Origin of the sequence: Puia sp. (assembly GCF_036500295.1) — a bacterium.
Taxonomy (GTDB): Bacteria; Bacteroidota; Bacteroidia; order Chitinophagales; family Chitinophagaceae; genus Puia.
In genome coordinates, this window is record NZ_DASYCH010000005.1 from 97967 (window position 1) to 121557 (window position 23591).

General features: G+C 55.2%; 18 protein-coding genes and 1 pseudogene. 10 read left to right on the forward strand and 9 right to left on the reverse strand.

The window, feature by feature from the left end; translation table 11 throughout:
• Positions 1-274: 274 nt before the first annotated feature.
• The gene (locus VGM48_RS02975) at positions 275-1057 is read left to right on the forward strand and encodes a DUF72 domain-containing protein (protein WP_331576226.1); all 783 of its coding nucleotides are present in this window, start codon (positions 275-277) and stop codon (positions 1055-1057) included.
• Here the strand turns inward: VGM48_RS02975 and VGM48_RS02980 are convergent.
• On the reverse strand, positions 1020-1487 hold the full coding sequence (locus VGM48_RS02980; RefSeq protein WP_331576227.1) for a DinB family protein: 468 nt from the start codon (positions 1485-1487) through the stop codon (positions 1020-1022). The genes VGM48_RS02975 and VGM48_RS02980 overlap by 38 nt on opposite strands.
• 154 nt (positions 1488-1641) lie before the next feature.
• On the opposite strand from VGM48_RS02980, the gene VGM48_RS02985 reads away from it, so the two are divergent.
• The 6 genes and pseudogenes from VGM48_RS02985 to treZ form a co-directional block, all read left to right on the forward strand.
• On the forward strand, positions 1642-2763 hold the full coding sequence (locus VGM48_RS02985; protein ID WP_331576228.1) for a DUF4856 domain-containing protein: 1122 nt from the start codon (positions 1642-1644) through the stop codon (positions 2761-2763).
• 10 nt (positions 2764-2773) lie between these two features.
• Entirely contained in the window at positions 2774-3886 is a 1113-nt protein-coding gene (locus VGM48_RS02990) for an imelysin family protein (RefSeq protein WP_331576229.1), read from the forward strand.
• Positions 3876-5105 (forward strand): HTTM domain-containing protein, encoded by a 1230-nt coding sequence (locus VGM48_RS02995; protein WP_414711244.1) that lies wholly within the window; start codon positions 3876-3878, stop codon positions 5103-5105. Before VGM48_RS02990 ends, VGM48_RS02995 begins: the two co-directional genes overlap by 11 nt.
• Positions 5102-7345, forward strand: coding sequence for a TonB-dependent receptor family protein (locus VGM48_RS03000; RefSeq protein WP_331576231.1), 2244 nt, complete (start codon positions 5102-5104; stop codon positions 7343-7345). Before VGM48_RS02995 ends, VGM48_RS03000 begins: the two co-directional genes overlap by 4 nt.
• A gap of 27 nt (positions 7346-7372) precedes the next feature.
• The gene (locus VGM48_RS03005) at positions 7373-9037 is read left to right on the forward strand and encodes an alpha-amylase family glycosyl hydrolase (protein WP_331576232.1); all 1665 of its coding nucleotides are present in this window, start codon (positions 7373-7375) and stop codon (positions 9035-9037) included.
• 43 nt (positions 9038-9080) lie between these two features.
• Positions 9081-10664, forward strand: a pseudogene (gene treZ, locus VGM48_RS03010) (malto-oligosyltrehalose trehalohydrolase); the annotation flags it as partial.
• On the opposite strand, the gene glgX reads toward treZ, so the two are convergent.
• The 5 genes from glgX to VGM48_RS03035 all read right to left on the reverse strand — a co-directional run bounded on the left by glgX (position 10645) and on the right by VGM48_RS03035 (position 17700).
• Positions 10645-12876, reverse strand: a complete 2232-nt coding sequence (gene glgX / locus VGM48_RS03015) for a glycogen debranching protein GlgX (RefSeq protein WP_331576233.1) — start codon at positions 12874-12876, stop codon at positions 10645-10647. The pseudogene treZ and the gene glgX overlap by 20 nt on opposite strands.
• Before the next feature lie 79 nt (positions 12877-12955).
• Positions 12956-13312, reverse strand: coding sequence for a hypothetical protein (locus VGM48_RS03020; RefSeq protein WP_331576234.1), 357 nt, complete (start codon positions 13310-13312; stop codon positions 12956-12958).
• Positions 13313-13379: 67 nt separating this feature from the next.
• Positions 13380-14690 (reverse strand): Nramp family divalent metal transporter, encoded by a 1311-nt coding sequence (locus VGM48_RS03025; RefSeq protein WP_331576235.1) that lies wholly within the window; start codon positions 14688-14690, stop codon positions 13380-13382.
• Positions 14691-14698: 8 nt separating this feature from the next.
• Positions 14699-16528: a glycoside hydrolase family 15 protein gene (locus VGM48_RS03030; RefSeq protein ID WP_331576236.1), complete on the reverse strand. Its 1830-nt coding sequence runs from the start codon at positions 16526-16528 to the stop codon at positions 14699-14701.
• A gap of 50 nt (positions 16529-16578) precedes the next feature.
• Entirely contained in the window at positions 16579-17700 is a 1122-nt protein-coding gene (locus VGM48_RS03035) for a PDDEXK nuclease domain-containing protein (protein WP_331576237.1), read from the reverse strand.
• A 50-nt stretch (positions 17701-17750) separates the two neighbouring features.
• Here VGM48_RS03035 and VGM48_RS03040 point away from each other — a divergent pair, with 50 nt between their 5' ends.
• Positions 17751-17993, forward strand: coding sequence for a hypothetical protein (locus tag VGM48_RS03040; RefSeq protein WP_331576238.1), 243 nt, complete (start codon positions 17751-17753; stop codon positions 17991-17993).
• Here the strand turns inward: VGM48_RS03040 and VGM48_RS03045 are convergent.
• Complete coding sequence (locus tag VGM48_RS03045; RefSeq protein WP_331576239.1) at positions 17990-19063, reverse strand: class I SAM-dependent methyltransferase; 1074 nt, start codon at positions 19061-19063, stop codon at positions 17990-17992. The two genes, VGM48_RS03040 and VGM48_RS03045, sit on opposite strands and share 4 nt — an antisense overlap.
• A gap of 38 nt (positions 19064-19101) precedes the next feature.
• Between VGM48_RS03045 and tkt the strand changes: the two genes are divergently transcribed.
• Positions 19102-21150 carry a transketolase gene (gene tkt, locus VGM48_RS03050; protein ID WP_331576240.1) on the forward strand — a complete coding sequence of 683 codons (2049 nt, stop codon included), beginning with the start codon at positions 19102-19104 and terminating at the stop codon, positions 21148-21150.
• 1 nt (position 21151) lies between these two features.
• Here the strand turns inward: tkt and VGM48_RS03055 are convergent, their stop codons facing one another.
• A complete protein-coding gene (locus VGM48_RS03055; protein WP_331576241.1) occupies positions 21152-21565 on the reverse strand; it encodes an SET domain-containing protein in 414 nt (137 codons plus the stop codon).
• A gap of 156 nt (positions 21566-21721) precedes the next feature.
• Between VGM48_RS03055 and VGM48_RS03060 the strand changes: the two genes are divergently transcribed.
• The gene (locus VGM48_RS03060) at positions 21722-23353 is read left to right on the forward strand and encodes a PAS domain S-box protein (RefSeq protein ID WP_331576242.1); all 1632 of its coding nucleotides are present in this window, start codon (positions 21722-21724) and stop codon (positions 23351-23353) included.
• Here VGM48_RS03060 and VGM48_RS03065 read toward each other — a convergent pair.
• Entirely contained in the window at positions 23326-23556 is a 231-nt protein-coding gene (locus VGM48_RS03065; RefSeq protein ID WP_331576243.1) for a hypothetical protein, read from the reverse strand. The two genes, VGM48_RS03060 and VGM48_RS03065, sit on opposite strands and share 28 nt — an antisense overlap.
• Positions 23557-23591: the final 35 nt, after the last annotated feature.

Genomic DNA, 23591 nt, shown 5'->3' on the forward strand with positions numbered 1-23591 from the left:
GGCAGTTGAGTTTATTAGTTAAGCAATCGGACGGAAACGCGGCGTAATTCTAAATAGAAGTTTTTGAAAATCAGTGGATAGGCGCGCCTTTATTTACGCAATCGTTCCCGGGAACGAGTGCGGCTGCGGTTGCGGAAAGGTACCTTCGCCGCACTCGTTCGGCTTATGTTGGCCTGGCGGCCACCGGACCTGTGGTCCGGCTTGGAGTGCGGCTGCGGTTGCGGAAAGGTACCTTCGCCGCACTCGGTGGCCGTGCATTTGCATGTTTTGGGGCATGATGACGGATCGGAGTAAATTTTACGTGGGGATCAGTGGGCTGGTGTTGCCGGTTGCGAACAAGCAACAGTTTCCGCCGGAGTTCAGGGCGGGGACGAGGTTGACCTATTATGCCTCGATCTTCAACAGCATCGAGATCAATAGCAGCTTTTATAAGATCCCGCAGCCGGCGACTTTTGCGCGCTGGGCGGGGGAGGTCCCGGAGGGGTTTCGGTTCACGGTGAAGCTCTGGCGGGGGATCACCCATGCCCAGGGGTTGCATTTTATCCCGATCGATGTCAATAAATTCCTGCATGCCGCGGGGGAGCTGGGGCTAAAAAAGGGTTGTTTGCTTGTGCAGCTGCCGCCGGGCGTGCATGCCGACAAGACCGCGCAGCTGGAGCGGATGCTGGAGCGGATCGTTTCCGCCGATACCGATGGGAGCTGGAGGATCGCAGTGGAGTTCCGGCATCGCAGCTGGTACCGGCCCGAGACCTACGACCTGCTTGGCCGCTACCGGGCGGGGATGGTTTTGCAGGATATGCCGGCTTCGAAACGGGAAAATCCTGCGGGAGAAGATGCCTTTATATATGTCCGCTATCATGGGGTCGCGGGGGACTATCGGGGAGGATATCCGGAGGAGGTACTCTTGCGGGATGCCGAAAAGATGAGCCATTGGCTCGCCGCGGGGAAGGACGTATATGTATATTTTAACAATACCATCGGTGATGCGCTTGCTAATGCATTGACATTGAGAGGGATGGTCAGTGCCAATCACCCAGCAAACGGCGGAGGACGATGATCTCGCCGGTGTGGTAGGCGTTGTGGTCGATGAGGAGGAGGGCTTCGCGGAAGAGGGTTTGACCGTCGCCATGCCGGAAGGGGGTGAGGAGGTCTTCACCGGCTTTCTCAAGCAAATGGACAAAGGCTTTGCGGTCGGCGAGGGTCTGGTCGACAGACTTTTTGAGGCTGTCGACCGGGGCGGGGGCCTTTTCTTTTGGCCAGTAGCCGTCGGGCCAGGTGGGACTTACATGCTCCGGGTTGCGGGAAAACTCCAGGATATCCCACTGGGTGATGCGGATGTGTTCGATCAATTGCCAGAGGCTGTAGGGCAGGCCGTCGGGAGCGGCGCCGAGGAGCTTTTGGGGAATATCTTTTACGGTTTCTTCGAAGGTGGCGTGGGCGTTACCTTTTTGGAGCGCGGCCGTCAATTCTTTTACTAATGCTATCATAATCAGGGCGATGCAAAAGTAATACCAGGTGCATACCGACGGCCGCCGGCGCCGGGGGACCGATTTTCCCGAATATGCAAACGACTTTCCCGATCGCGTAACAGAAACGCCTGGAAGACAATGTAGTATTGCGGCCAGAAAAACTATTTGATTTATGAAAAGAATCGCCCGGTTACTGCCTCTACTTGTTCTGATCGCGAGTTGCAAGAAAAATAATGATAAGCCATCCACGCCAAACTATACCGTTTCGACGACGTACAATTTCGCTGATTTCAATGACAGCAACAGTGTGAAATTGTTGTTGATGATCGACCAGATCGGGGCGAAGGTCAACACGGGCAACACGGTTCCGCATACGGTGGTCAGCGCCCAGGTGTTGAAAGACATGTTCAATAACGTCAATGGATACTTTGTCGACTCTTCGCTTAAATTGAACAATTCCGGACTGAGTTTGGCCAATTTTTGTTCTCCCGCGGCCAAGGCAGATCTGCTCAACTATTTTGACAGCATCGGTTTGTACAGCCAGTCCACCGCAACTGCCAGCAATGGAGTTGCCGGGGTCATCGCCAGCACGGTGAGCACGAACAAGAAATTCCTGTTGTCGCCGAACGGGGTCTGGTACTACCAGGTATACCGGAAAACGGCTCACGGCGGCATCCTGCAGAATTCAATCAATCACTACCTGACCGATTCTCTTGCCACCGGGACGAATTCCGCTCATTACTGGGATCTGGCTTTCGGGTTGCTTGGTGTTCCGGTGAATTTCCCTACCAGCACGACCGGCTTGAAGTATCTGGGCAGTTATTCCAACCAGGTGGATCCGGGTTTGGGTTCCAACAAGAAGCTGATGAACGCCTTTTTGACGGGCCGTGCGGCGATCGGCGCCAAGGATAATGCGACTGCGCAGGCGCAGGCCACGATCATCATCAAGACGCTGGATTCGCTGGATGCGGCGGCGATCGTGCAGGAAATGAAGGAAACGGATGCGAATATCGAGGCCGGCGATGCGGTGGCCGCCTATGGTACGCTATCGGAGACGACCGGCTTTATCCGCAATCTGAAATACAATACCAGCGGTACGCGGGTGATCACCGATGCCCAGTATACTCAACTGCTTGCGTTGCTTGATAACACCACGCCCAACACGCCTAACCTGTACAATTTCGTCAATGCGAGTGTAAGTACGAAGCAGCAGATCGAGGCGAAGACGGATGCGATCCGGCAGTTTATCGGTAAGACCTATGGATTTTCGGCGTCGCAGTTAGCAGCACAATAATTCTCTTTATATGAAAAGGATCTGGATCGTTTGTTTTTTGGCGGCGGGCATTTTGTACGCATGCAGCAAATCGAATAAAGGAGGCGGTGGCGGGACAACGACGCCTACCGGTGGGGATGAGGAGCTCGCCAATATCGGCAACAATATCATTCTGCCGGCGTATGCGTCGCTGAATGTGTCCGTGAATTCGCTGGATTCGGCGATCGTCGACTTCAATGCAGGGCCGACGGCGGACAAGCTAACGGCCGTACAGAACCTGTTCAAGGCGGCTTATGTCCGGTGGGAAGCGGTATCGGCGTATGATTACTTTGGGCCGGCGGCTTCGAATCAGCCGGTGTTGGCGGGCCTCAACCTTTTCCCGACCAATACGGTGACGATCGAGGCCAATGTCGGGTCGGGCAATAATAATGTGAATGCGTTTGCCAATGCTTCGGCTAAGGGCTTCCCGGCGCTTGACTATCTGTTGTTCGGCGCGGGTGGCAATACTCTTGCGGGTTTCGCCAGCGCCAACCGGAAGGCCTATCTGGCGGCGGTGTCGGCGGATATCAAGGCTGAAGTGAATGCGGCGGCGAAGGGTTGGTCGGCTTCCGGCGGTAATTATATCGCCACTTTCCTTGCGGGTACGGGTAACAGTGTGTCGAGCAGTCTTGGGTTACTGATCAATTCTATCGTCCAGGACTTCGAGATCACGAAGAACGACCGGCTGGGTATTCCGCTGGGCAAGCAGCCGCCGGGACAGTCTCTGCCGGTTCTGCCGAAAGAACTGGAGGCCTATTACAGTGGCATCTCCGCGCAGTTGTGCCTGGCTCAGATCAAAGCCGTACAGAACCTCTACCAGGGCATCGGCACGGCGGGCGATGGAAAAGGGCTCGCAGATTATGTGGTGAAGGCGAATGCCAAGTATGGCAGCGGGTTATTGAATGACACCCTTACGGCAAAGTTTACGTCGGCCGTGAATGGGATGAGTGCGATCAGCGATCCGATGTCGGCATCGATCCAGAGCAATTCCGCACCGGCGAATGCGGTGTATGTCACGACGCAACAATTGGTGGTGCTGCTGAAGACGGATATGGCTTCGTCGCTGGGAGTATTGATCACCTTTGGAGATAATGATGGGGATTAACCAACGACTATATATAAATAAGTCTATCGCGCCATTGGCGATCCTGCGGATCACCTTTGGCGCGGTGCTGTTGTATAGTACCCTTCGGTTTATCGCCAAGGGATGGGTGCGGGAGTTCTATATCGCGCCGCGGTTCCATTTCACCTTTTATGGATTCGACTGGGTGCGACCGTTGCCGGCCGCCGGGATGTATCTTGTATTTGGAGTAATGGCTGTCGCGGCGTTGTTTATTGCCGCGGGCTTTTTGTACCGGGTGGCGGTGGCGGCATTCTTATTGTGTTTTGTCTATGTCGAGCTGCTTGACAAGACCTATTATCTCAACCACTATTATTTTGTCAGCCTGTTTGTTTTCCTGTTGCTGCTGGTGCCGGCCAACCGGTATTGGTCGGTGGATGTGCTGTTGCGGCCGGTGTTACGAGTCACCCGGGTGCCCGCGTGGACGATCGATATCTTCAGGGTACAGCTGCTGCTTGTGTATGTTTTTGCGGGGCTTAGCAAGCTGACCGCGGATTGGCTCTTGCACGCGGAGCCGTTGCGCATCTGGCTGCCGGCGCAGGGATTGCCGATATGGATGGCTTATGCGTTTAGCTGGTGTGGCGCCTTGTTCGACCTTTCCATCGGTTTTCTTTTGTGGTGGCGGCGGACGAGGGTGCTTGCTTATGTATTTGTGGTGATCTTTCATATCGTGACGGCGTTGCTTTTCAAGATCGGGGTGTTCCCGTATGTGATGATCGCGGCGACGCTGGTGTTCTTTGACTGGAAGCCGGGGCCGGGGCCGGTGTGGCAGCCCGGGCGGGCGCCGGGTGTTTTGCTCGGAGTTTATTTTGTCTTGCAGATACTGATACCGATGCGGTTCCTGCTTTACCCGGGACGGTTGCTTTGGACCGAGCAGGGATATCGCTTCTCCTGGCGGGTGATGCTGATGGAGAAGAGCGGGACGAGCTTTTTTTATGTGCGGGAGGGAGAGCGAAAGGGTGAGGTGGACAACGCGAAATTTCTTACGCCGTTGCAGGAGCGGCAGATGGCTACGCAGCCGGATATGATCCTGCAATATGCGCATTACCTGAGCGGGGTATATGGCGGGAAGCCGGTGACGGTGGAGAGCTATGTAACGCTAAACGGCAGCGGAAGCCGGCTTTATCTCGACTCTTCCGTTGATCTGTCGAGGGAATGCGAGAGTTTTTTACCCAAAAAATGGATACTTACTTTTAAACCATGAGAGCGGCATTTTTACTTTTATCGATGGCGGTATGTACGGATATATGGGCACAGAAGGTGGATGCCCTGGATACGGTACGCGTGAGGACCGGACTTCAGACATTTGGCATTACCCGGCTAAAGGATGTGGATGGAGCGGGCATCTATGCGGGGAAGAAGAGCGAGGTGATCATTCTGAAGGATATCAACGCCAATACGGCGACGAATAACAGCCGGCAGATCTATAGCAAGGTAGCGGGTCTGAATATCTATGAGAATGATGGCGGTGCGGGGATCCAGCTGGCCATCGGCGGCAGGGGTCTGGATCCGAACCGGGTCAGCAACTTCAACACGCGGCAGAACGGATATGATATCAGCGCCGATGCGCTGGGTTATCCCGAGAGCTATTATACGCCGCCGGCGGAGATGACCGAGCGGATCGAGATCGTGCGGGGCGCTTCTTCGCTGCAATATGGCACCCAGTTCGGAGGTATTTTGAATTTCCGGCTGAACAGGGGGCCGGATACGGCGCGGTTCCAGGTGACGGCGCGGGAGTCGGCGGGGTCTTTTGGATTCTTCAACACTTCCACCAGTGTCGGGGGCAATGAGGGTAGCTGGAAATACTATGCGTTCTTCCAGCACAAGTCGGGGAATGGCTGGCGGGCCCACTCGGGATTCAATGCGAATACGGGGTATGTGTCGGCGACGAAGCATATCGGATCGAGGCTGTCCATCACCGCGGAATATACGCATGAGGACTACCTGGAACAGCAGGCGGGTGGATTGACCGATGCGATGTTTGCAGCCAATGCGCGGATGAGTACGAAGGCGAGGAACTGGTTCAAGGTAAACTGGAACCTTGGGGCGGTCTTGCTGGACTATGCGATCAGTTCGCGGTTGCAGTTGAATTCGCGGTTGTTTGGGTTGTCGGCGGACAGGAGTGCGCTGGGGATCATCAATACGGTGACGGACCCGGGCGGACCGCGGCAATACCGGACGGATTCGTATGCCAACTGGGGAAATGAGACCCGCCTGATCTATAACTATGGCAGCGGCGCGCGCAATGGCGGCATGCGCAATGGAAGCGTTGCGCGGGATGGCGGTGGGTTATCGGGGACCTTGCTTGTCGGGGCGCGGTACTATCATGGATATACGGACCGGAAGATCGGCAACAGCAATGACGGGACCGCCGGCGCCAAATCGGATTTCAGTTATAGTTTTTCGGATGTGGTGGATTCGCTCACGTATTCGCGGTATAAGTTCCCCAACCATAACATAGCGGGTTTTGCGGAGAATATTTTCCGGGTGACGAAGAAATTCAGCATAATTCCGGGTCTTCGGTATGAGAATATCGTGACGAAGTCGGATGGTTCCTACAACAACTATCTGCAGGACCATGCGGGTAATATCATTTATACACAACCGGTGGCCGAGAACCGGACGAATACGCGAAGCTTTTTGATCGGGGGTCTCGGGGTCAGCTATACGCAGAGTGCGGACCTGCAGGGATATGCGAATATTTCGCAGAATTACCGGGCGATCAACTTCAACGATATGAGTATCGTCAATCCGAATTTCCGGGTGGACCCCAATCTGAAGGATGAGAAGGGGTATTCCGCCGATATCGGGGTCCGGGGCCGGTACCACAATATCTTCAATTACGATCTGAGCTTTTTCTATATCAACTATAACAACCGGATCGGGACGATCCTGCAAAAGGATACGACCTCGCCAAACACCTATCAATACACGACCAATATCGCGCATTCGCGCAACTGGGGGGTCGAATCGTTTGTCGAAGTCGATATCTGGAAGTTGCTGGAGGGCAGCGGGTCAAGGATGAAGTTGTCGGTGTTCTCGAATCTGTCCCTGATCGACGCGCGATATGTCAACAGCAAGGAGTCTGCTTATGAGAACAAGAAGGTGGAGTTCGTGCCGTCGGTGATCGGGCGATGGGGTGTCAATTTCAGGCTTGGGCCGGTTGGCGCCACCTGGCAATATTCCTACACGAGCATGCAATATTCGGATGCGACCAACTCCCCTACCCCATCCAACAACGGGATCAATGGACCGGTGCCGGCCTATTCGGTGATGGACTTTACGGCCGACTGGCGGATCAACCGGATCTTTACGCTGCAGGCAAGCGTGAACAATCTTTCCAACCGGGCTTATTTTACCCGACGGGCGGACAGCTATCCGGGACCGGGTATCGTGCCCGCCGACGGGCGCAGCTGGTATGCGACGTTGCAGATAGCGCTTTAGTGGCATTTCTGTTGCATGTCCATTGTCATGCAACAAGAGAATCAAAAACAATACCTGTGGTGGCAGGATGGGATCATCTACCAGGTGTATCCGCGGTCTTTTCAGGACAGCAATGGCGATGGTGTTGGCGACCTGCGGGGAGTGATCCAGCGACTCGACTATCTGAAAAACCTGGGGGTCAAAGCCATCTGGCTTTCGCCTATCTACCCTTCGCCGATGGCGGATTTCGGGTATGACATTTCCGATTATGAGGGTATCTGGCCGACGTTCGGGACGATGGCGGACTTCGACGAGTTGCTGGCAAAGCTACACGCCGCGGAGATGAAGCTGATCCTGGACCTTGTGCCCAACCATAGCAGCGATGAGCATCCCTGGTTCCGGGAATCGAGGTCTTCGCGGGACAACCCGAAGCGGGACTGGTATATCTGGAAGGATGCGCGGCCGGATGGCGGACTGCCGAACAACTGGCTGAGTGTTTTTGGGGGACCGGCCTGGGAATGGGATGAGCAGACGCGACAATATTACTATCACGCTTTCCTGGTCAAGCAACCTGATCTGAACTGGCGGAATCCCGCGGTGGAGCGGGCGATGCTGGATGTCATGAAATTTTGGCTGGACAAGGGCGTCGACGGGTTCAGGGTAGATGCGATGTGGCATATGATCAAAGATGAACAGTGGCGCGACAACCCGCATAACCCGGATTATAAAGAATGGATGAGCACTTACGAGCAGCTGTTGCCGGTGTATTCCACCGATCAGCCCGAGATGCATGGCATCGTCATAAAGATGCGGAAGCTGTTGGATGAATATGACGAGCGGCTGATGATCGCCGAGATCTATCTGCCGGTGCACCGGCTGGTCGCCTATTATGGCACGCATGACAAAGAGGCTCATTTACCGTTCAATTTTATGCTGATCAGCCTGCCCTGGGACTCGAGGCTGATCGCGGCCTCTATCGATGAATATGAAGGGGCGCTGGTAGCGGACGACTGGCCCAATTGGGTCGTCGGGAATCACGACCAGCCGCGGATCACGAGCCGGATCGGGATGGGTCAGGCGAAGGTTGCGGCGATGCTGTTACTGACATTGCGCGGCACCCCTACCCTTTATTATGGCGATGAGATCGGCATGCGGGATGTGCCGATCCCGGCCGATGAGGTCCAGGACCCGCAGGGGTTGAATATGCCGGAGAAGAATCTCAGCCGGGACCCCGAGCGGACGCCGATGCAATGGGATGCGTCGACGAATGCGGGTTTTACGGCGGGAGAGCCGTGGCTGCGGCTCGACAGGACCTTCCGCCGGCGGAATGCGGCGATACAGGCGACAACTGAATATTCCCATCTTTGTCTTTATCAGAAACTGATCCGGCTACGGCGGCAGGAGTCATCGTTGATGACGGGCGCTTACCGGCCGGTGTATTCCGACAACCAGCAATTGGCCTATATCCGGGAGGCCACGGGGCAGCCAGCTTTTCTGATCGTTCTTAATTTATCGCACCGGCCCTGTTATTTTACTCCATCGACCATTCGGTTTACCGGCGTCATCGTCGTCGACACGTTACCCGAGCAGGAGCAGGTGTCCGTCAAGGATACGATCGGGCTGTTTGGCGACGAGGGGATGATCGTGGAACTCGATGACTGGCAGCCGGTATCCGCTAATCCAACCACACATGAACTATCCGCAATGCCATAAGGAAGGCTGTCGTTTCCGGGTGTGGGCGCCGGAAAAGGAGACGATGATCCTGCGGTTGTTGCCTGGCAGGGAACTATCCATGAACAAGGATGAGTGGGGTTATTTTTCGGTGGATGTCCCCGGTGTGACTCCCGGAGCCCGGTATGGGTATGTTGTGGACGGGAGGTTTTATCCCGATCCCTGCTCGGGTGCTCAGCCGGAGGGTGTCTATGCCGCATCGGAAGTGGTGGATCATGCGGTGTATGAGTGGAAGGATGCGGAATGGAGAGGAAGACCGTTTGGCGGCCTTGTTTTTTACGAGACCCATGTCGGGACGTTTACGCCGGAAGGGAGTTTTGAGGCGATGCTCCCGCGGCTGGATGAGCTTGTGGCGACGGGGATCACGGCGATCCAGCTGATGCCCGTGGCGCAGTGTTCGGGAAGCCGCAATTGGGGATACGACGGCGTGTTCCTTTATGCCGTACAGAACAGCTATGGCGGACCGCTGGGTCTGAAGCGGCTGGTGGATGCGTGTCATCAGCGCGGGATCGCGGTGTTTTTGGATGTCGTATACAACCATGTCGGCCGGGAAGGAAACTGTCTTGCGTCTTTCGGGCCGTATTTTTCGGATAAATATGGAACCCCCTGGGGTAAGGCGATGAATTTTGACGGGGAGTGGTCGGATGGGGTCAGGCAATTCGTCATCGGCAATGTCCTTTATTGGGCGGAGCAGTATCATCTCGATGGGTTGCGGCTGGATGCCATTCATGAGATGTATGACCGGAATGCCTACTCCATCTGGGATGAGCTGTATGCGGCCGTGAAGTATTGTGAACAGCGGATCGGCCGGCGATTTTATCTTGTCGCGGAGAGCGATACGAATGACCCGCGGACGGTGCGGTCGCCGGAATCGGGGGGAAAAGGATTTGACGCGCAGTGGCTGGACGATTTTCATCATGCGTTGTATGTGTTGCTGCATCCCGAGGGCCTGCGGAACTACCGGGATTTTGGGGCGATGGATCAGCTGGCCAAAGGCTATTCGGAGGGGTTTGTGCATAGCGGCGAATATGTATGGTTCCGGCGGCGGCGGCATGGCGCATCGGCGGCGGGGATCGGGGGACAGCATTTTATCGTTTTCAACCAGAACCATGATCTGCCGGGGAACCGGCCGGATGGGAAGCGGTTGGCTGCGCTGGTTGGACTTCCGGTGTTAAAACTGGCGGCTGCGGCGCTTTTATTGTCGCCCTATGTGCCGATGTTATTTATGGGGGAGGAATATGGGGAGGTGGCGCCGTTCTATTTCTTTTCGGACTACCAGGAAGAGGAGACGTGGAAGGGATTGATCGATGGCAGGCGGGCGCAATTTGCTACGTTTCATTTCGATGGGGAGCCGCAGGACCCTCAGGAGGAAGCGGTTTTCACCGAGTCGAAACTGCACTGGGAGCGACGCCGGGAGGAAGGACATGCCGAATTGCTAAAGCTTCATGCTGAGTTGTTGCGGCTGCGGCGGGAGCATCCGTTGCTGGCCGATCTTTCGAGGGGCCGGTTCCGCGTCGATGTCATCGGCGAGAAAGGGCTGGCTCTCGAACGCTGGTCGGTGAGACGGGATCTGCGACTCTTGTGTCTGTTCAATTTTTCGGCGTATTCGTCGATGCCGCTTGCGGCGGAGCACCGGCACTGGAAGCTGCTGCTGGCGTCTGCGCCGGTTGTGGATTGCGTGCCTTCGCAGGGCTTCGCTGTTTTCGAGCAGCGGGTACCGGCGCCTGGAGAAGAATGAAGCTCCGTTCACCGGCCTTGACCGTGTCGCCCGGAAGATAGTTTTGCTTTCGTTCGGCTGCGAGACCGGAGGTGTCCAGGACCTTCTTCCATTTCCGGCCGTATTCCTCCCCCGGCAGTTTGAAGTCGATGGGCCCGAAATGGGCGTTGAAGATGAGGTAGAAGCTATCATCGGTGATGGGTTTGTTTTCCGAATCCACGGTACGAAGGCCGTTGCCATAAAGGAAGACTCCCAATGACTTTGCGAAGCCAATGTTCCAATTCTCGTCGGTCATTACCGCGCCATCCGGCTGAAACCAGGCGATATCGTTTAATTCCGACCGGCGGATGGGTTTTCCCTTGAACCAATGTTTGCGGGAAAAGACCGGGTGGGACTTGCGCAGTTGGATAAGGGTGGCGGTAAATTCTATCAGGTCCTGATCCGGGTGATCCCAGTCGAGCCAGGAGATATTGTTATCCTGGCAATAGGCGTTGTTGTTGCCGTTTTGGGTGTGGCCCATCTCATCACCGGCAAGGAGCATGGGTACGCCCTGTGACAGGAGAAGGGTGGCGAGGAAATTCTTTTTCTGGCGGCCGCGCAATTCTATGATGTGTTTATCATCTGTGGCGCCTTCGGCGCCGCAGTTCCACGACCGGTTATCCGTCGACCCGTCCTTGTTGTCTTCGAGGTTGGCCTCGTTGTGTTTTCCGTTGTAGGAGACCAGGTCGTGGAGGGTGAAGCCGTCGTGAGCGGTAACGAAATTGATGCTCGCCGTGGGGTTGCGGTTATCATTGCTGTAGAGGTCGGAGCTGCCGGTGAAACGTTGGGCGAATTCGCCGAGCAGGTTGTCGGCGCCGCGCCAATAGTCACGCATGCAATCACGGTATTTTCCGTTCCATTCCGCCCAGCCGGGCGGAAACTGACCGATCTGGTTACCGTTTTCCCCCACGTCCCAGGGCTCGGCGATGAGCTTTACGCGGGAGATGACGGGGTCCTGGTAGATGATGCTGAAGAAGGCGCTGAGGCGGTTGACATCGCTCAGTTCGCGGGCGAGGGCGGCGGCGAGATCGAAGCGAAAGCCATCGACGTGCATTTCGGTTACCCAGTACCGAAGGCTGTCCATGATGAGCGCGAGGACGTTTGGCAATCGCGCGTTTAGCGTATTGCCGGTGCCGGTATAGTCATAATAATAGCGCTTGTCTTCGGCGAGCCGGTAGTATTCGCCGTTGTCGATGCCGCGATAGGCCAGGGTCGGCCCCAACTCACTGCCTTCGGCGGTGTGGTTGTAGACGACATCGAGAAAAACCTCGATGCCGGCCTTATGAAGTTGTTTGACCATGGTCTTGAACTCCTTTACCTGACCGCCGTGTTCCTGGCCGCTGTAGAAACCGATGGCGGGTGCGAAGAACCCGATCGTATTGTATCCCCAGTAATTGGTCAGGCCCTTTTCGACGAGATGGCGTTCGGCGATGGGTTGATGGACGGGCATGAGCTCGATAGCATTAATGCCGAGTTTTTTCAGATAGGCGATGACGTTGGGATGGGCCAGTGCGGCGTAGGTGCCGCGGATGGGATCGGGGATGCCGGGAAAACATTTTGTGAACCCTTTTACATGTGTTTCATAGATGACCGTATTGTAGTAGGCGACCAATGGGGGTTTATCGTCTTCCCAATCGAAGTTATGGTCGATGACGACCGATTTTGGCGATACCCGGGCGTTGTCGCGTTGATCGAGGGAAAGGTCGTCCTGCCCGACGATATAGCCGAATAGGGTGTCGTCCCAATCGCCGATGGTGCACATGGCTTTTGCGTAGGGGTCGAGGAGGACCTTTGCGGGATTGAAGCGGTGGCCGTTGGCCGGTTCATAAGGGCCGTAGACGCGGAAACCATAGAGTTGGCCGGGCCCGCAGTCTTCGAGATAGCAGTGCCAGATGTCATGAGTTCGCTCGGTGAGCCGGACCTTCCGGGATTCGTGCTGGCCTTTCGCCTCGTCGAACAGACAGAGCTCGACTCCGTTGGCGTTGTGAGAATACAGGGCGAAATTAACGCCTTTCCCATCCCAAAAGGAACCCAATGGATAAGGGTTGCCGGGATATACTGTCATGGATCGTAAGTTTTGTGGTTGTTGTTCAGGACCGTAGAAAAATCACGACAGCGCGTAAGTTTTTCCCCGGGGGTCTTTTTCACAGGGTAAACAGGAGCTGTTCTTCGTGGCCGGCCTGCGGGATCTGCCGGATGAAATTATTATACCCATATTCATTGTCATGGCTGCTGTAGGCGCCGTAGGCATCCAGGCTGTAGCCAAAGAGCCCGTCGTTGGTCTTGAGGACATATAATATCTCCATATCGGAGGGATCGCTTTGGCCTTCGAAGCGGAAGGTACGGACGATCAGGAGTTCTTCGGGCCGGTAGGTTTTGCCGTTGTCGGTGGTGAAGCCTTTCGGCGTCCATCGGAATTCTTTGTCCATGTGTTTTTTTCTGAGGATCTCCAGTATTTCTGAGGAGGTGGTCATGGTATCCGGTGTGGTTGTCTTTTGCATGGTGGGGTTGTTTTGGGTTATGGCTGAAATTGTTGTGCCATGGAAGGCCTGGTTTCTTGCGGGCCGATCACGAAAAGAAGGAGAAGTAGAGGAGCGCGACGGCAGAGACGGTCATGAGGATCAGGGTCAGGAACCCGAGGATATTGGAGAACCGCGTATTGGTGTGTTCCCCCATGATCTTCTTGTTGTTTCCGATATGGAGGATCACCGCGATGAGGATGGGTGAGGTGAGGCCATAGAGTATCGCGGTATAGAGGAGGGCTTTTACCGGTGAAAGGCCGAAGAATTGCATGCAGAGACCGGCAACGAGGCTGACGATGATCACTGTATAGAATCGTCGGGCCTCGTTGAATTTTTTATCCAGGCCCATCGAGAACTGGAGGGTTTCCGCCAGCATATAGGACAGGCTGCCGGCGAGTACGGGGATGGCTAGCAGCCCGGTGCCGATGACCCCTACGGCAAAGAGGACATAACTGGCGTTGCCGGCCAGCGGTTTCAGGGCCTGTGCGGCCTGTTCGATGGTGTCGACCTTATTCTTACCGGCGGCAAACAGCACGGTGCCGGCCGTCAGGATGACGAAGAACATCACCAGGTTGGAGAAGAACATTCCGATGTTGACATCGCTGCGCATGTTATCCAGGGCTTTTTTGTCTACGAAGATGCGCCGTTTGCGGGCGCGCTTATGCTGCTGGTCTTCCACTTCCATGGTCGCCTGCCAGAAGAAGAGATAGGGGGAGATGGTGGTACCGAGAATGGCGACGAGGATGCTGAGGAAATCTTTATTCCAATGAAGGGTCGGGATGAACGTGCTTCGGGCGACCTGGGGCCAGTGCGGATGAACCAGGAAGGGGACGATCAGGTAAAGGAGCAGACCGATACAGAGCCATTTGAGGATGCCGGCCACCTTCTGATAGGGATAGCGGATGATGATGACCAGGAGGAGTGCGGTGAAGAAGATGCTGGCCGCGAAGGCGGGGATAGCCGGGAAGAGGAGGTTGGTTACCGCGCCCATACCCTGAATATCTGCGCCGATATTGAGGATCACGGCGGGAAAGCAGAACAGCAGGACGAAGAAAAGCAGCCATTTCGGGTAGTGGGTCCGAAGGGTGCCGGTCAGACCCTGGCTGGTGACCAGGCCGATGCGGGCGGCCATTCCCTGCATAGCCGCCATCAACGGGAAGGTGATCAAGGCTGTCCACAGCGTTGCGAGTCCGAATTGCGAGCCGGCCTGGGTGTAGGTGATGATGCCGGATGGGTCGTCGTCGCTGGCACCGGTGATGAGGCCCGGGCCGAGGTTCTTCAGCAGCCGCCGAAGGCCGGAGGGTTTTTCCTTCCGGGCGGATTTAGTCTTTTGCGCGAGGTTGGGGGTGGATGCCATTTGAATAGTCAGATCTCGTCGAGGTTAATGTTCTTGTTGCGGTTGTCATCAAATTGCTGGTCCAGGTTCAGGGCGGCGCTGATCAGGCCGAGATGGGTAAATGCTTGCGGAAAGTTGCCGAGGTGTTCGCCTTCGAAACCGAGTTGTTCGGAATACAGGCCGAGGTGATTGGCATAGCCCAGCATCTTTTCGAAGTAGAACCGGGCCTTCTCCAGTTGACCCGACCTGGAGAGGCATTCCACGTACCAGAACGTGCACATGGAGAAAGTTCCTTCTCTGCTGGAAAAGCCGTCGGGTGCGGCGATCTCGGGGCGATAACGGTAGACCAGGGAGTCGGTGACCAGTTCGTCTTCCACTCTTTTCAAGGTCGACAGGAAGCGCGGGTCTTTGGGGCTGATAAAACGGAATAAAGGCATCAGCAGGCAGCTTGCGTCGACTGTTTCAGAACCCGGATATTGCATAAAGGCCTGTTTTTTCTCGTCCCAGAAATCTTTGAAGATGCTGTCATAGATCTTGTCGCGTTGTTCTTTCCAGATGCCGTTACGGGGGAAGGAGCGGGCCTGCGCGATCTTCATGGCCCTGTCCATCGCCACCCAACAGGCGAGACGGGAGAACAGGAATTTCTGTCTACCACCTCTTACTTCCCAGATGCCGTCATCGGGTTGATCCCAATTGCGGCTTAGCCATTCGATCTGTTGTTCGAGGTTCTTCCAGAAATCATAGGAAATGGGTTCACCGTACTTGTTGAACAAATATACGGAATCCATGAGCTCGCCATAGATGTCCAGTTGCAGCTGGCCGTATGCGTCGTTGCCGACGCGGACCGGTGCGCTTCCCTTGTAGCCTTCGAAGTTGTCGAGGATATGTTCTTCCAGTTGGCGATTACCGTCGATGGAATACATGATGCCAAGGCGTTCCTGACCTTTTATATCGCGGCAAAGTTTTTCGATCCACCCCATGAACGCGCCGGCTTCTTTTGTATAGCCGAGGCGGATGAAGGAGTAGACGGTGAAGGAGGCGTCTCTGATCCAGGTGTAGCGATAGTCCCAGTTGCGTTTTCCGCCGACGGTTTCGGGGAGTCCGAAGGTGGGGGCGGCGATGATGGAGCCGTATTCGGCGGAGGAGAGCAGTTTCAGGACGAGGGCCGACCGGTTGACGGTTTCGCGCCAACGGCCTTTGTAGGTGGATCGGGAGACCCAGTCTTTCCAGTAGTTGATGGTGGTGATCATCAGTTTGATCACCTTTTCGTTCAGTTGGTCGGGCGGGAGGTTCTCGTTGTCGGCGTTTTCGATGATGAAATTTGCGATCTCGCCGGCGGCGAGGGTAAATTCGCCGGTTGCGTCGTTGTCGCGGACCTGCAGGGGAACATCGGCTTTCAGGCGAACGTCGAGACCGTTGGGGCCGTCGGCGTGGAAGACGATCTCGTTGGGGCCGGTCTGCCGTGCTTTATGCTCGTCCCGGGCGTAGTCGAAGCGGGGTGCGCAGGTGAGTTTATAGGTCACCTTGCCCCGGATGGTGGTGACGCGACGGATGAGTTTTCTTTCTTCTTTGAGACCGACGGGCATGAAGTCGGTGATCTCCCCTACCCCATCGGCTGAGAGGAAGCGGGTGAGCAAGACATTCGTGTCGGGGAGATAGAGTTGTTTTTGCTTCATCTGATCGAATTCCGGCGATATGCAGTAGTAGCCACCCTTTTTATCGTCGAGGAGGCGGGCGAAGACGCTGGGGGAGTCGAAGTGAGGGAAGCACATGTAGTCGACGGAACCGTTGAGGCCAATGAGGGCGATGGTATGGAGGTTGCCGACGATGCCGTAATTTTCGATGGGTTGATAGCTCAAGTTCAGGCTTTGAGGAGAATTTTGCAAATATCGGGCCCGGAGGAGAACTTCTATGCGGCCGAGGCGATATCGTCTGCCCATTCCTGCAACATGCGCCGCAACAAACCCTTGTCAATCAGCTTTGTTTCATCTTCTGCAACAAGGGATGGACTAACGTTTCTGCTTAGGGCAAATTCGACGACTTCTTTGTCTTTTGCGGTGCAAAGGAGGACGCCGATGGAAGGGTTTTCGTGTGGCTTTTTTACTTCCCGATCCAGGGCTTCGAGGTAGAAGTTCAGTTTGCCCAAATATTCGGGTTGAAAGACGGTTGTTTTTAATTCAAAGGCGACGAGACATTGTAATTCCCGGTGAAAGAAGAGAAGGTCGAGAAAGAAATCCTGCATACCGACCTGGGTACGATGCTGTTCTCCCATAAAGATAAAGTCCTTTCCCAGTTCAAGGACGAATTGTTTGAGCCGGCGAACGAGACCTTTTTGAAGATCGGTTTCGGTGTAAGGGTCGGGAAGGTCGAGGAATTCGAAAATGTATTTGTCGCGGAAAATCTTGGGAATGATGGCGGCGCTGGGATGGGCGTTGCCGGCCAGTTGTTTGTTACTTAGCTTTTGGCGTTCGTAGAGGCCGGAACGGATTTGACGTCTTAGGTCACGGACGGAGTATTGCTCGCGGACTGCGAGGAGGAGGTAGAAGACTTTTTCTTCGACGGTTTTGGTTTGGCTAAGGAGTTCGATATGGTGGCTCCAGGTGAGGGAGGATAAGATATGGGGGAAATTTATAAATTGTGGTGACAGTGTCACCACAAATTTAGTGTATTGATTATGAATATTTTGCGTTTTGGAAGAGGAAAGCTCGGCCCAGTCTACAGTATGCCATACAGAATAAAACTCTTTGATTCGATAAAGGGAGCGTTTATCAAATCCTTTTAAAATGGGTTCCTTTTCCTTAAGCCAGGCGGCAAGTTGCTCAACCGTCTTTTCGCCCCATTCCGAGGTTTGTAAACGGGCATGGATGTATGCGCCAATCTGCCAATAGATGATAAGTTGTTCTGTATTGACGAGTTGCAGTGCTTTATTTTGGCCGCGGCGGATGAGTTGCCGGATATGGTCGAAGTGTTGTTGGGTATCCATAAGGTTAAGGTTTGGAATAATAAAGTTATGATTTTCGTCCTGTGGCATAATATTTTGGAAAAAAATCTTTGCGTTTTTTATCCTCAAAAATCATTTTTATGCCTTACGCAAAATATCGGGTATGTATCGATGCGTGTGTGTACTGCGCGGCGATGTGTCATCAATGTGCGGATGCCTGTTTGGAGGAGAAGGACATACATGCGTTGCGGGCCTGTATCCGACTGGATCAGGAGTGTGCTTTTATGTGTCAGACGACGGTGAGTATGATGCAATTGGATGGGAAGTTTGTGGAGCAGATGTGTCAGTTGGAGGCGTGCGACCGGATGGCGGCGGAGGCTTAGGCGAGGGATTCGGAGAATTGGAGGCCGGAGAGGAAGACACGGTGGAGGTTTTTGCGTTGGATGAGGACTTTGAACCGGGAGCTCATGTCGAAGAGGATGCGGAGTTGGGGAGCGGAGATGCCGAGATGATGGAGGCGGGAGGTGAGGCCGAGGCCCTGAAGGAAGCGGGTCTGGCTGGTGTAGCCGCAGTATTCGAGGCCGTGGCGGCTGCCCCAGCGGTCGAGGGCGGAGAAGTTGACGTGGGTGGTGATATCCTGTTCGCCGATATGGTCGTAGGGGCAATGGCCGACCTGGTGGCGGTGGTAGCAGGCCAGCGTGCCGGTCCGCCGGCTGTAGAGATCGGCGGCGCAATGGCCGTAGTCGATGGTGAGGACGAAGCCGGAGGAGAGGGCGGCTGCGGCGTCGCGGATCCATTCGGTGGCTTCGAGGTTGATCTCCGCGCGGGCGCCTTCGGGGAGCGTGACCTGAAACTCCTGCAGATAGGCGTTTAGCGAGGGGGAGGCGGGTTCGAGGATCTCTTTGAAACCATTGTCATAGGTGACGAAGACCTCCATCAGCTGCCCGGTCATTACGACCTGATGAACTGCGAAATTGTCTACCAGTTCGTTCGAAAGGATGCAGCCATGGATATGTGGCAGGTCGCGAAGGGAGGCGACCCAGCGAACCATGGGCAGGAAATCTTCGCCGGCGAGGAGGGTCTGTTCTTTTTGGCGCATCCATTCGCTTTTTTCGATGATCATATAGGTCAGATGTTCGAATAACTCCCTGTTGTTCTTCAGGTGACGGAGGATATCGCGGCAGAGGAGGCCGGTGCCGGCGCCGCATTCCACGATCGTAAAGGGCCGGCGGTCGAGGATCCGCCACATTTCTTCCAGCTGCCCGGCGATCATTTCCCCGAACAGGTCGGTCAGATAGGGGCTGGTGTAGAAATCGCCTGCCTCGCCGATCTTGTCGCGGGGGGCGGCGTAATACCCCTGTACGGGATAGTAAAGCGCCATTTCCATAAAATCGTGGAAGGAAATAGGGCCACGCTTATTGATCGTGTTGATGATAAGCTCCTGAAGCGGCATAGAAATTGAGTTTTACGGGATGAAGCAAATCAATAGTTATGCCCACCACTATCTTAGCCAAAGAGCCAGCAGCCGACACCGACAACCTTGAACAACTGTGTATCGATACGGTGAGGGTATTGTCCGCCGACGCCGTGCAGAAAGCCAATTCGGGTCATCCGGGTACTCCGATGGCCACGGCGCCCATGGGTCATCTCTTATGGGGAAAGCACCTGCGCTATGACCCCAAGGACCCGGGATGGCCGAACAGGGACCGTTTTGTGTTGTCCGCGGGTCACGCCTGTATGTTGCAATACAGTTTTCTTTATCTGACGGGTTATGACCTGAGTCTGGAGGATATAAAACAATTCCGGCAGCTGCATAGCAAGACGCCGGGACATCCCGAGTATGGGTTGACACCCGGTATCGAGGTGACGACCGGGCCGCTTGGGCAGGGGTTTGCCAACGGCATCGGGTTAGCCATTGCACAAAAGCATCTGGCGGCACGGTTCAACAAGCCGGGGTTCGAACTTTTCAACTATACCATCTATGCCATCTGCAGCGACGGGGATATGATGGAGGGGATCAGCGGTGAGGCGGCATCGATCGCCGGTCACCTGCGTCTTGGGAATGTCGTCTACCTCTACGACGACAATCATATCTCCATCGAAGGCAATACCAACATCACTTTCCAGGAAGACGTAGGCAAGCGTTTCGAAGCCTATGGCTGGCATGTGCAGGCGGTGGAGGATGGGAACGATCTCGCGGCGCTGGACCGGGCGATAACGGCGGCGAAACAGGAGACCGGCCGGCCTTCGCTGATCCGGGTGCGGACACATATCGCTTATGGCAGTCCGAACAAGGTGGATACAGCGGCGGCGCATGGTTCGCCGCTTGGGGTGGAAGAGGTGAAGCTGGTGAAAAAGTTTTTTGGCTTTGACCCGGAGGAATCTTTTGTAGTTCCGGGCAAGGTGCTGGAGTATTATCGCGCGGCCGGGGAGCGGGGCATGGGGATGGAAGAGGAATGGAATAAATTGTTCGAAGGATATAAGAAAGAGTTCCCGGAACTGGCGGGGGAATATGAACTGGCCCTGGAGGGGAAGCTGCCCACGGGATGGGAGAAGAAGATACCTTCCTTCCGAACGACCGATGGGAAGGAGGGGAAGCTGTCGACGCGGGTGGCATCGGGCAAGGTGCTGAACAACATCGCGGCTTCCCTGCCGGGACTGATCGGAGGCTCCGCCGATCTGGCGCCGAGTACCGAGACCCATTTAAAAGAGTATGCGTCGTTCCAGCCGGATGACTATGGCGGCAGGAATTTTCATTTCGGGGTGCGGGAGCATTCGATGGGTGCGATCCTCAACGGGATGGCGGTGACCAAGGGGATCATTCCCTTTGGTGCGACCTTCCTGATCTTTTCGGATTATATGCGGCCGCCGATCCGGCTGGCGGCGATCATGAAAATACGCCCCATATTCGTCTATACGCATGACAGCATCGGACTTGGAGAGGATGGAACTACGCATCAGCCGGTGGAGCAGCTGGCGGCGTTGCGGGCTATCCCGAATATGATGGTGCTTCGCCCGGCGGATGCCAATGAGACCGCGCAGGCCTGGAAGTCGGCGTTGCAACATACCGGCGGTCCGGTGGCGATCGTACTGACAAGACAGAATGTGGCCATCATCGAAACGGGCGGGTATAAGACAACGGGAGATGCCAGCAAGGGAGCGTATATTCTTTCGGAACCGGAACGGGCGCCGGAGCTGATCCTGATGGCATCGGGGTCGGAAGTGGAGCTGGTGTTGCAGGCGCAACAGAAACTGAATGAGAATGGCATCGCCGCGCGGGTCGTGAGTATGCCGTCATGGGAGTTGTTCGAGAAACAGGACGACAACTATAAGCAGCGGATCTTTCCGAAGGGGTTGAAGAAGCGGCTGGCCGTTGAGGCGGCGTCACCGATGGGCTGGCACCGGTATGTCACCGATGAGGGGGATGTTCTCGGGATGACGCGATTCGGGGAATCGGCACCGGCGGGTGATCTGTTTAAAGAATTTGGGTTTACGCCCGGGAACGTGGTAGCGCGGGCCAAGGCATTGCTTGGGCGATGAGTTATTTTACGCCCAGGTTCTCCTTTATGATATCCCAGTATTCCTTGCCGTAGCCGACGAGGAGTTCGCTGCCGGCGGGAATATTCTTCATTGAATAGATGAACACGCGGAGACCTTCGATGCGATAGGTGCAGTTATTGTTAAGTCCATCGGTTCGGACGATCCCTTTTGCATCGTTGGCATAACGGGCCAGGGCATCCTTTGCGGGCCAGGCGTCGATCACATGATCGCGGGTGACATAGTAAATATATCCGTTGAGTCCAGCGCGGCTGTCCACTTCCTTCCATGTTACGATCTTCCCTTTGTATTCCACGATCTTTTTGCCCTTGGGGATGTCCTTTGTCGTGAAGAGGCCTTTTCCGGCGCCCTTGAGGGTACTGCGTTTTACGATGAGCTGCTTTTCAAGTAACGGCATTGACGAGTGAGCTTTTTTGAGCGTCGCAAATATAGGGGGTTATTGTTGCCATTTTGCAATTACCACGCCAGACGGGGAGAATTTTAATGGGTGGAATTGACCGTTTTTGGGTACTTTGTTTTAGTTTTAGTTGGATTTTGTTCATTTTTGCTAATCATGCCGAAACCCGCCTATACCGACGAATCCGGAAGACAGGAGCTGGAGAAGAAGCAGGCCATGCTCGCGGCTATTGTCGATTCTTCAGAGGATGCCATTATCAGCAAGACCCTTCAGGGAATGATCACGAGTTGGAACCGGGGCGCCGAACAGATGTTCGGTTACACCGAGGCGGAGGTCATGGGAAAGCATATTTCCATCCTGATCCCCGAGGATCATCTGTCCGAGGAGGATATGATCATCGATCGTATCCGGCACGGGCTGCGGGTGCTTCCTTTTCAGACGGTGCGCCAGGGGAAGGATGGACGGCTTATCCCGGTGTCGATCACTGTCTCCCCTATCCTAAGCAGCGACGGCACGATCATCGGAGCTTCGAAGATCGCGCGGGATATCTCGGAGCAGTTGCAGGCGATGAAGGAGTTGAAGGAGCATGCGCAGACGCAGGAATTGCTGCTTTCGGTGAGCACGGCGCTATCGGCGCAGCTCGATCTGCAAACCACTTTACAAAAGGTGACGGATATCGCCACCCAGCTAACGGGTGCGGAGTTGGGGGCTTTCTTTTACAACCGGATCGAGCCCGAGGGTGAGGCGTATATGCTCTATACGCTGGCGGGCGCATCGCGGGAAGCGTTTGAACACCTGGGGATGCCACGGAGCACGGCCGTTTTCGACGGGACCTTCAGCGGCGAAGGCATTTTTCGCAGCGATGATATCACCAAGGAACCACGGCATGGTCAGAATGCGCCGTTTAGCGGGATGCCGGAGGGACATCTTCCGGTAGTTAGCTATCTGGCGGTGCCGGTCAATTCGCCTGGCGGTGAAACGATCGGGGGGCTTTTCCTGGGGCATTCGCGGCCGGCGATATTCACTGAAGAGCATGAAAAGCTGTTGAGCAGTATTACGTTGCAGGCGGGGGTCGCCATCGAGAATGCCAGGTTGTATGAAGCGATTCAGCAACTGAATATGCGGAAGGATGAGTTCATCGGGGTGGCGGGGCATGAACTTCGGACGCCGATCACCACGATCAAAGGATATTTACAACTGCTGGGGGAGCCTTCTTCGGAGGCGGTGGGGAAGAGCTTTATCGAAAAGGCATTGCGGCAGGTGAACAAGCTGAACCGGCTGGTGACCGATCTGCTGGATGTCACGAAGATCCAGGCGGGGCGGTTGGAGTACAATATGACGACCTGTTTTTTGCTGCCGTTGATCCGGGAGAGTGTGGATATGGTTCATCAGATTTATTCCAGTCACCGGATAGAGCTGCAGTTGCCGGCCGATGACATCGTTATCACGGCGGATGGGGTGAAGATAGAGCAGGTGGTCATTAATTTTTTGACCAATGCCATTAAGTATTCACCGGTTGCGGACCGGATAGCGCTTTGCGTGAAGAAAGAAGAGCAGCGGGTTGTCGTTGCGGTGCGGGATTGGGGTATCGGCATTGAGCAGCAGTACCTGGAAAGTATTTTTGACCGGTATTACCGGGTGGTGTCATCGGAGTATGTCGTTGGCGGCCTGGGGATCGGGCTGTATATCGCACACGAGATCGTGCAGCGGCATGGCGGCGATATCTGGGTGGAGAGTGAGCCGGGTAAGGGGTCGGTGTTCTATTTTTCCTTGCCTTTGCCGGAGTGATGTTTTGGGGCGGGGCGCTTTTTCTCGAGTTCGTCAAAAGCTTCTTCGTCGGAGTTGTCGAGTTGAGCGAGTTCGGCTTCGTCGAGATCGTCGGTGGGGTCGTTGTCGCTGAGTTCGGGGTCGTTAAGAATGTCTTTTTCGGCCTCTTCTTCCGCTGAGCGGATGGGGTCTTTTCCTGTCGATTTACTTTTATTTGATGTCATGGCTGGTAGTTTTTGCGTGCTGGCAAGCCGTTTGC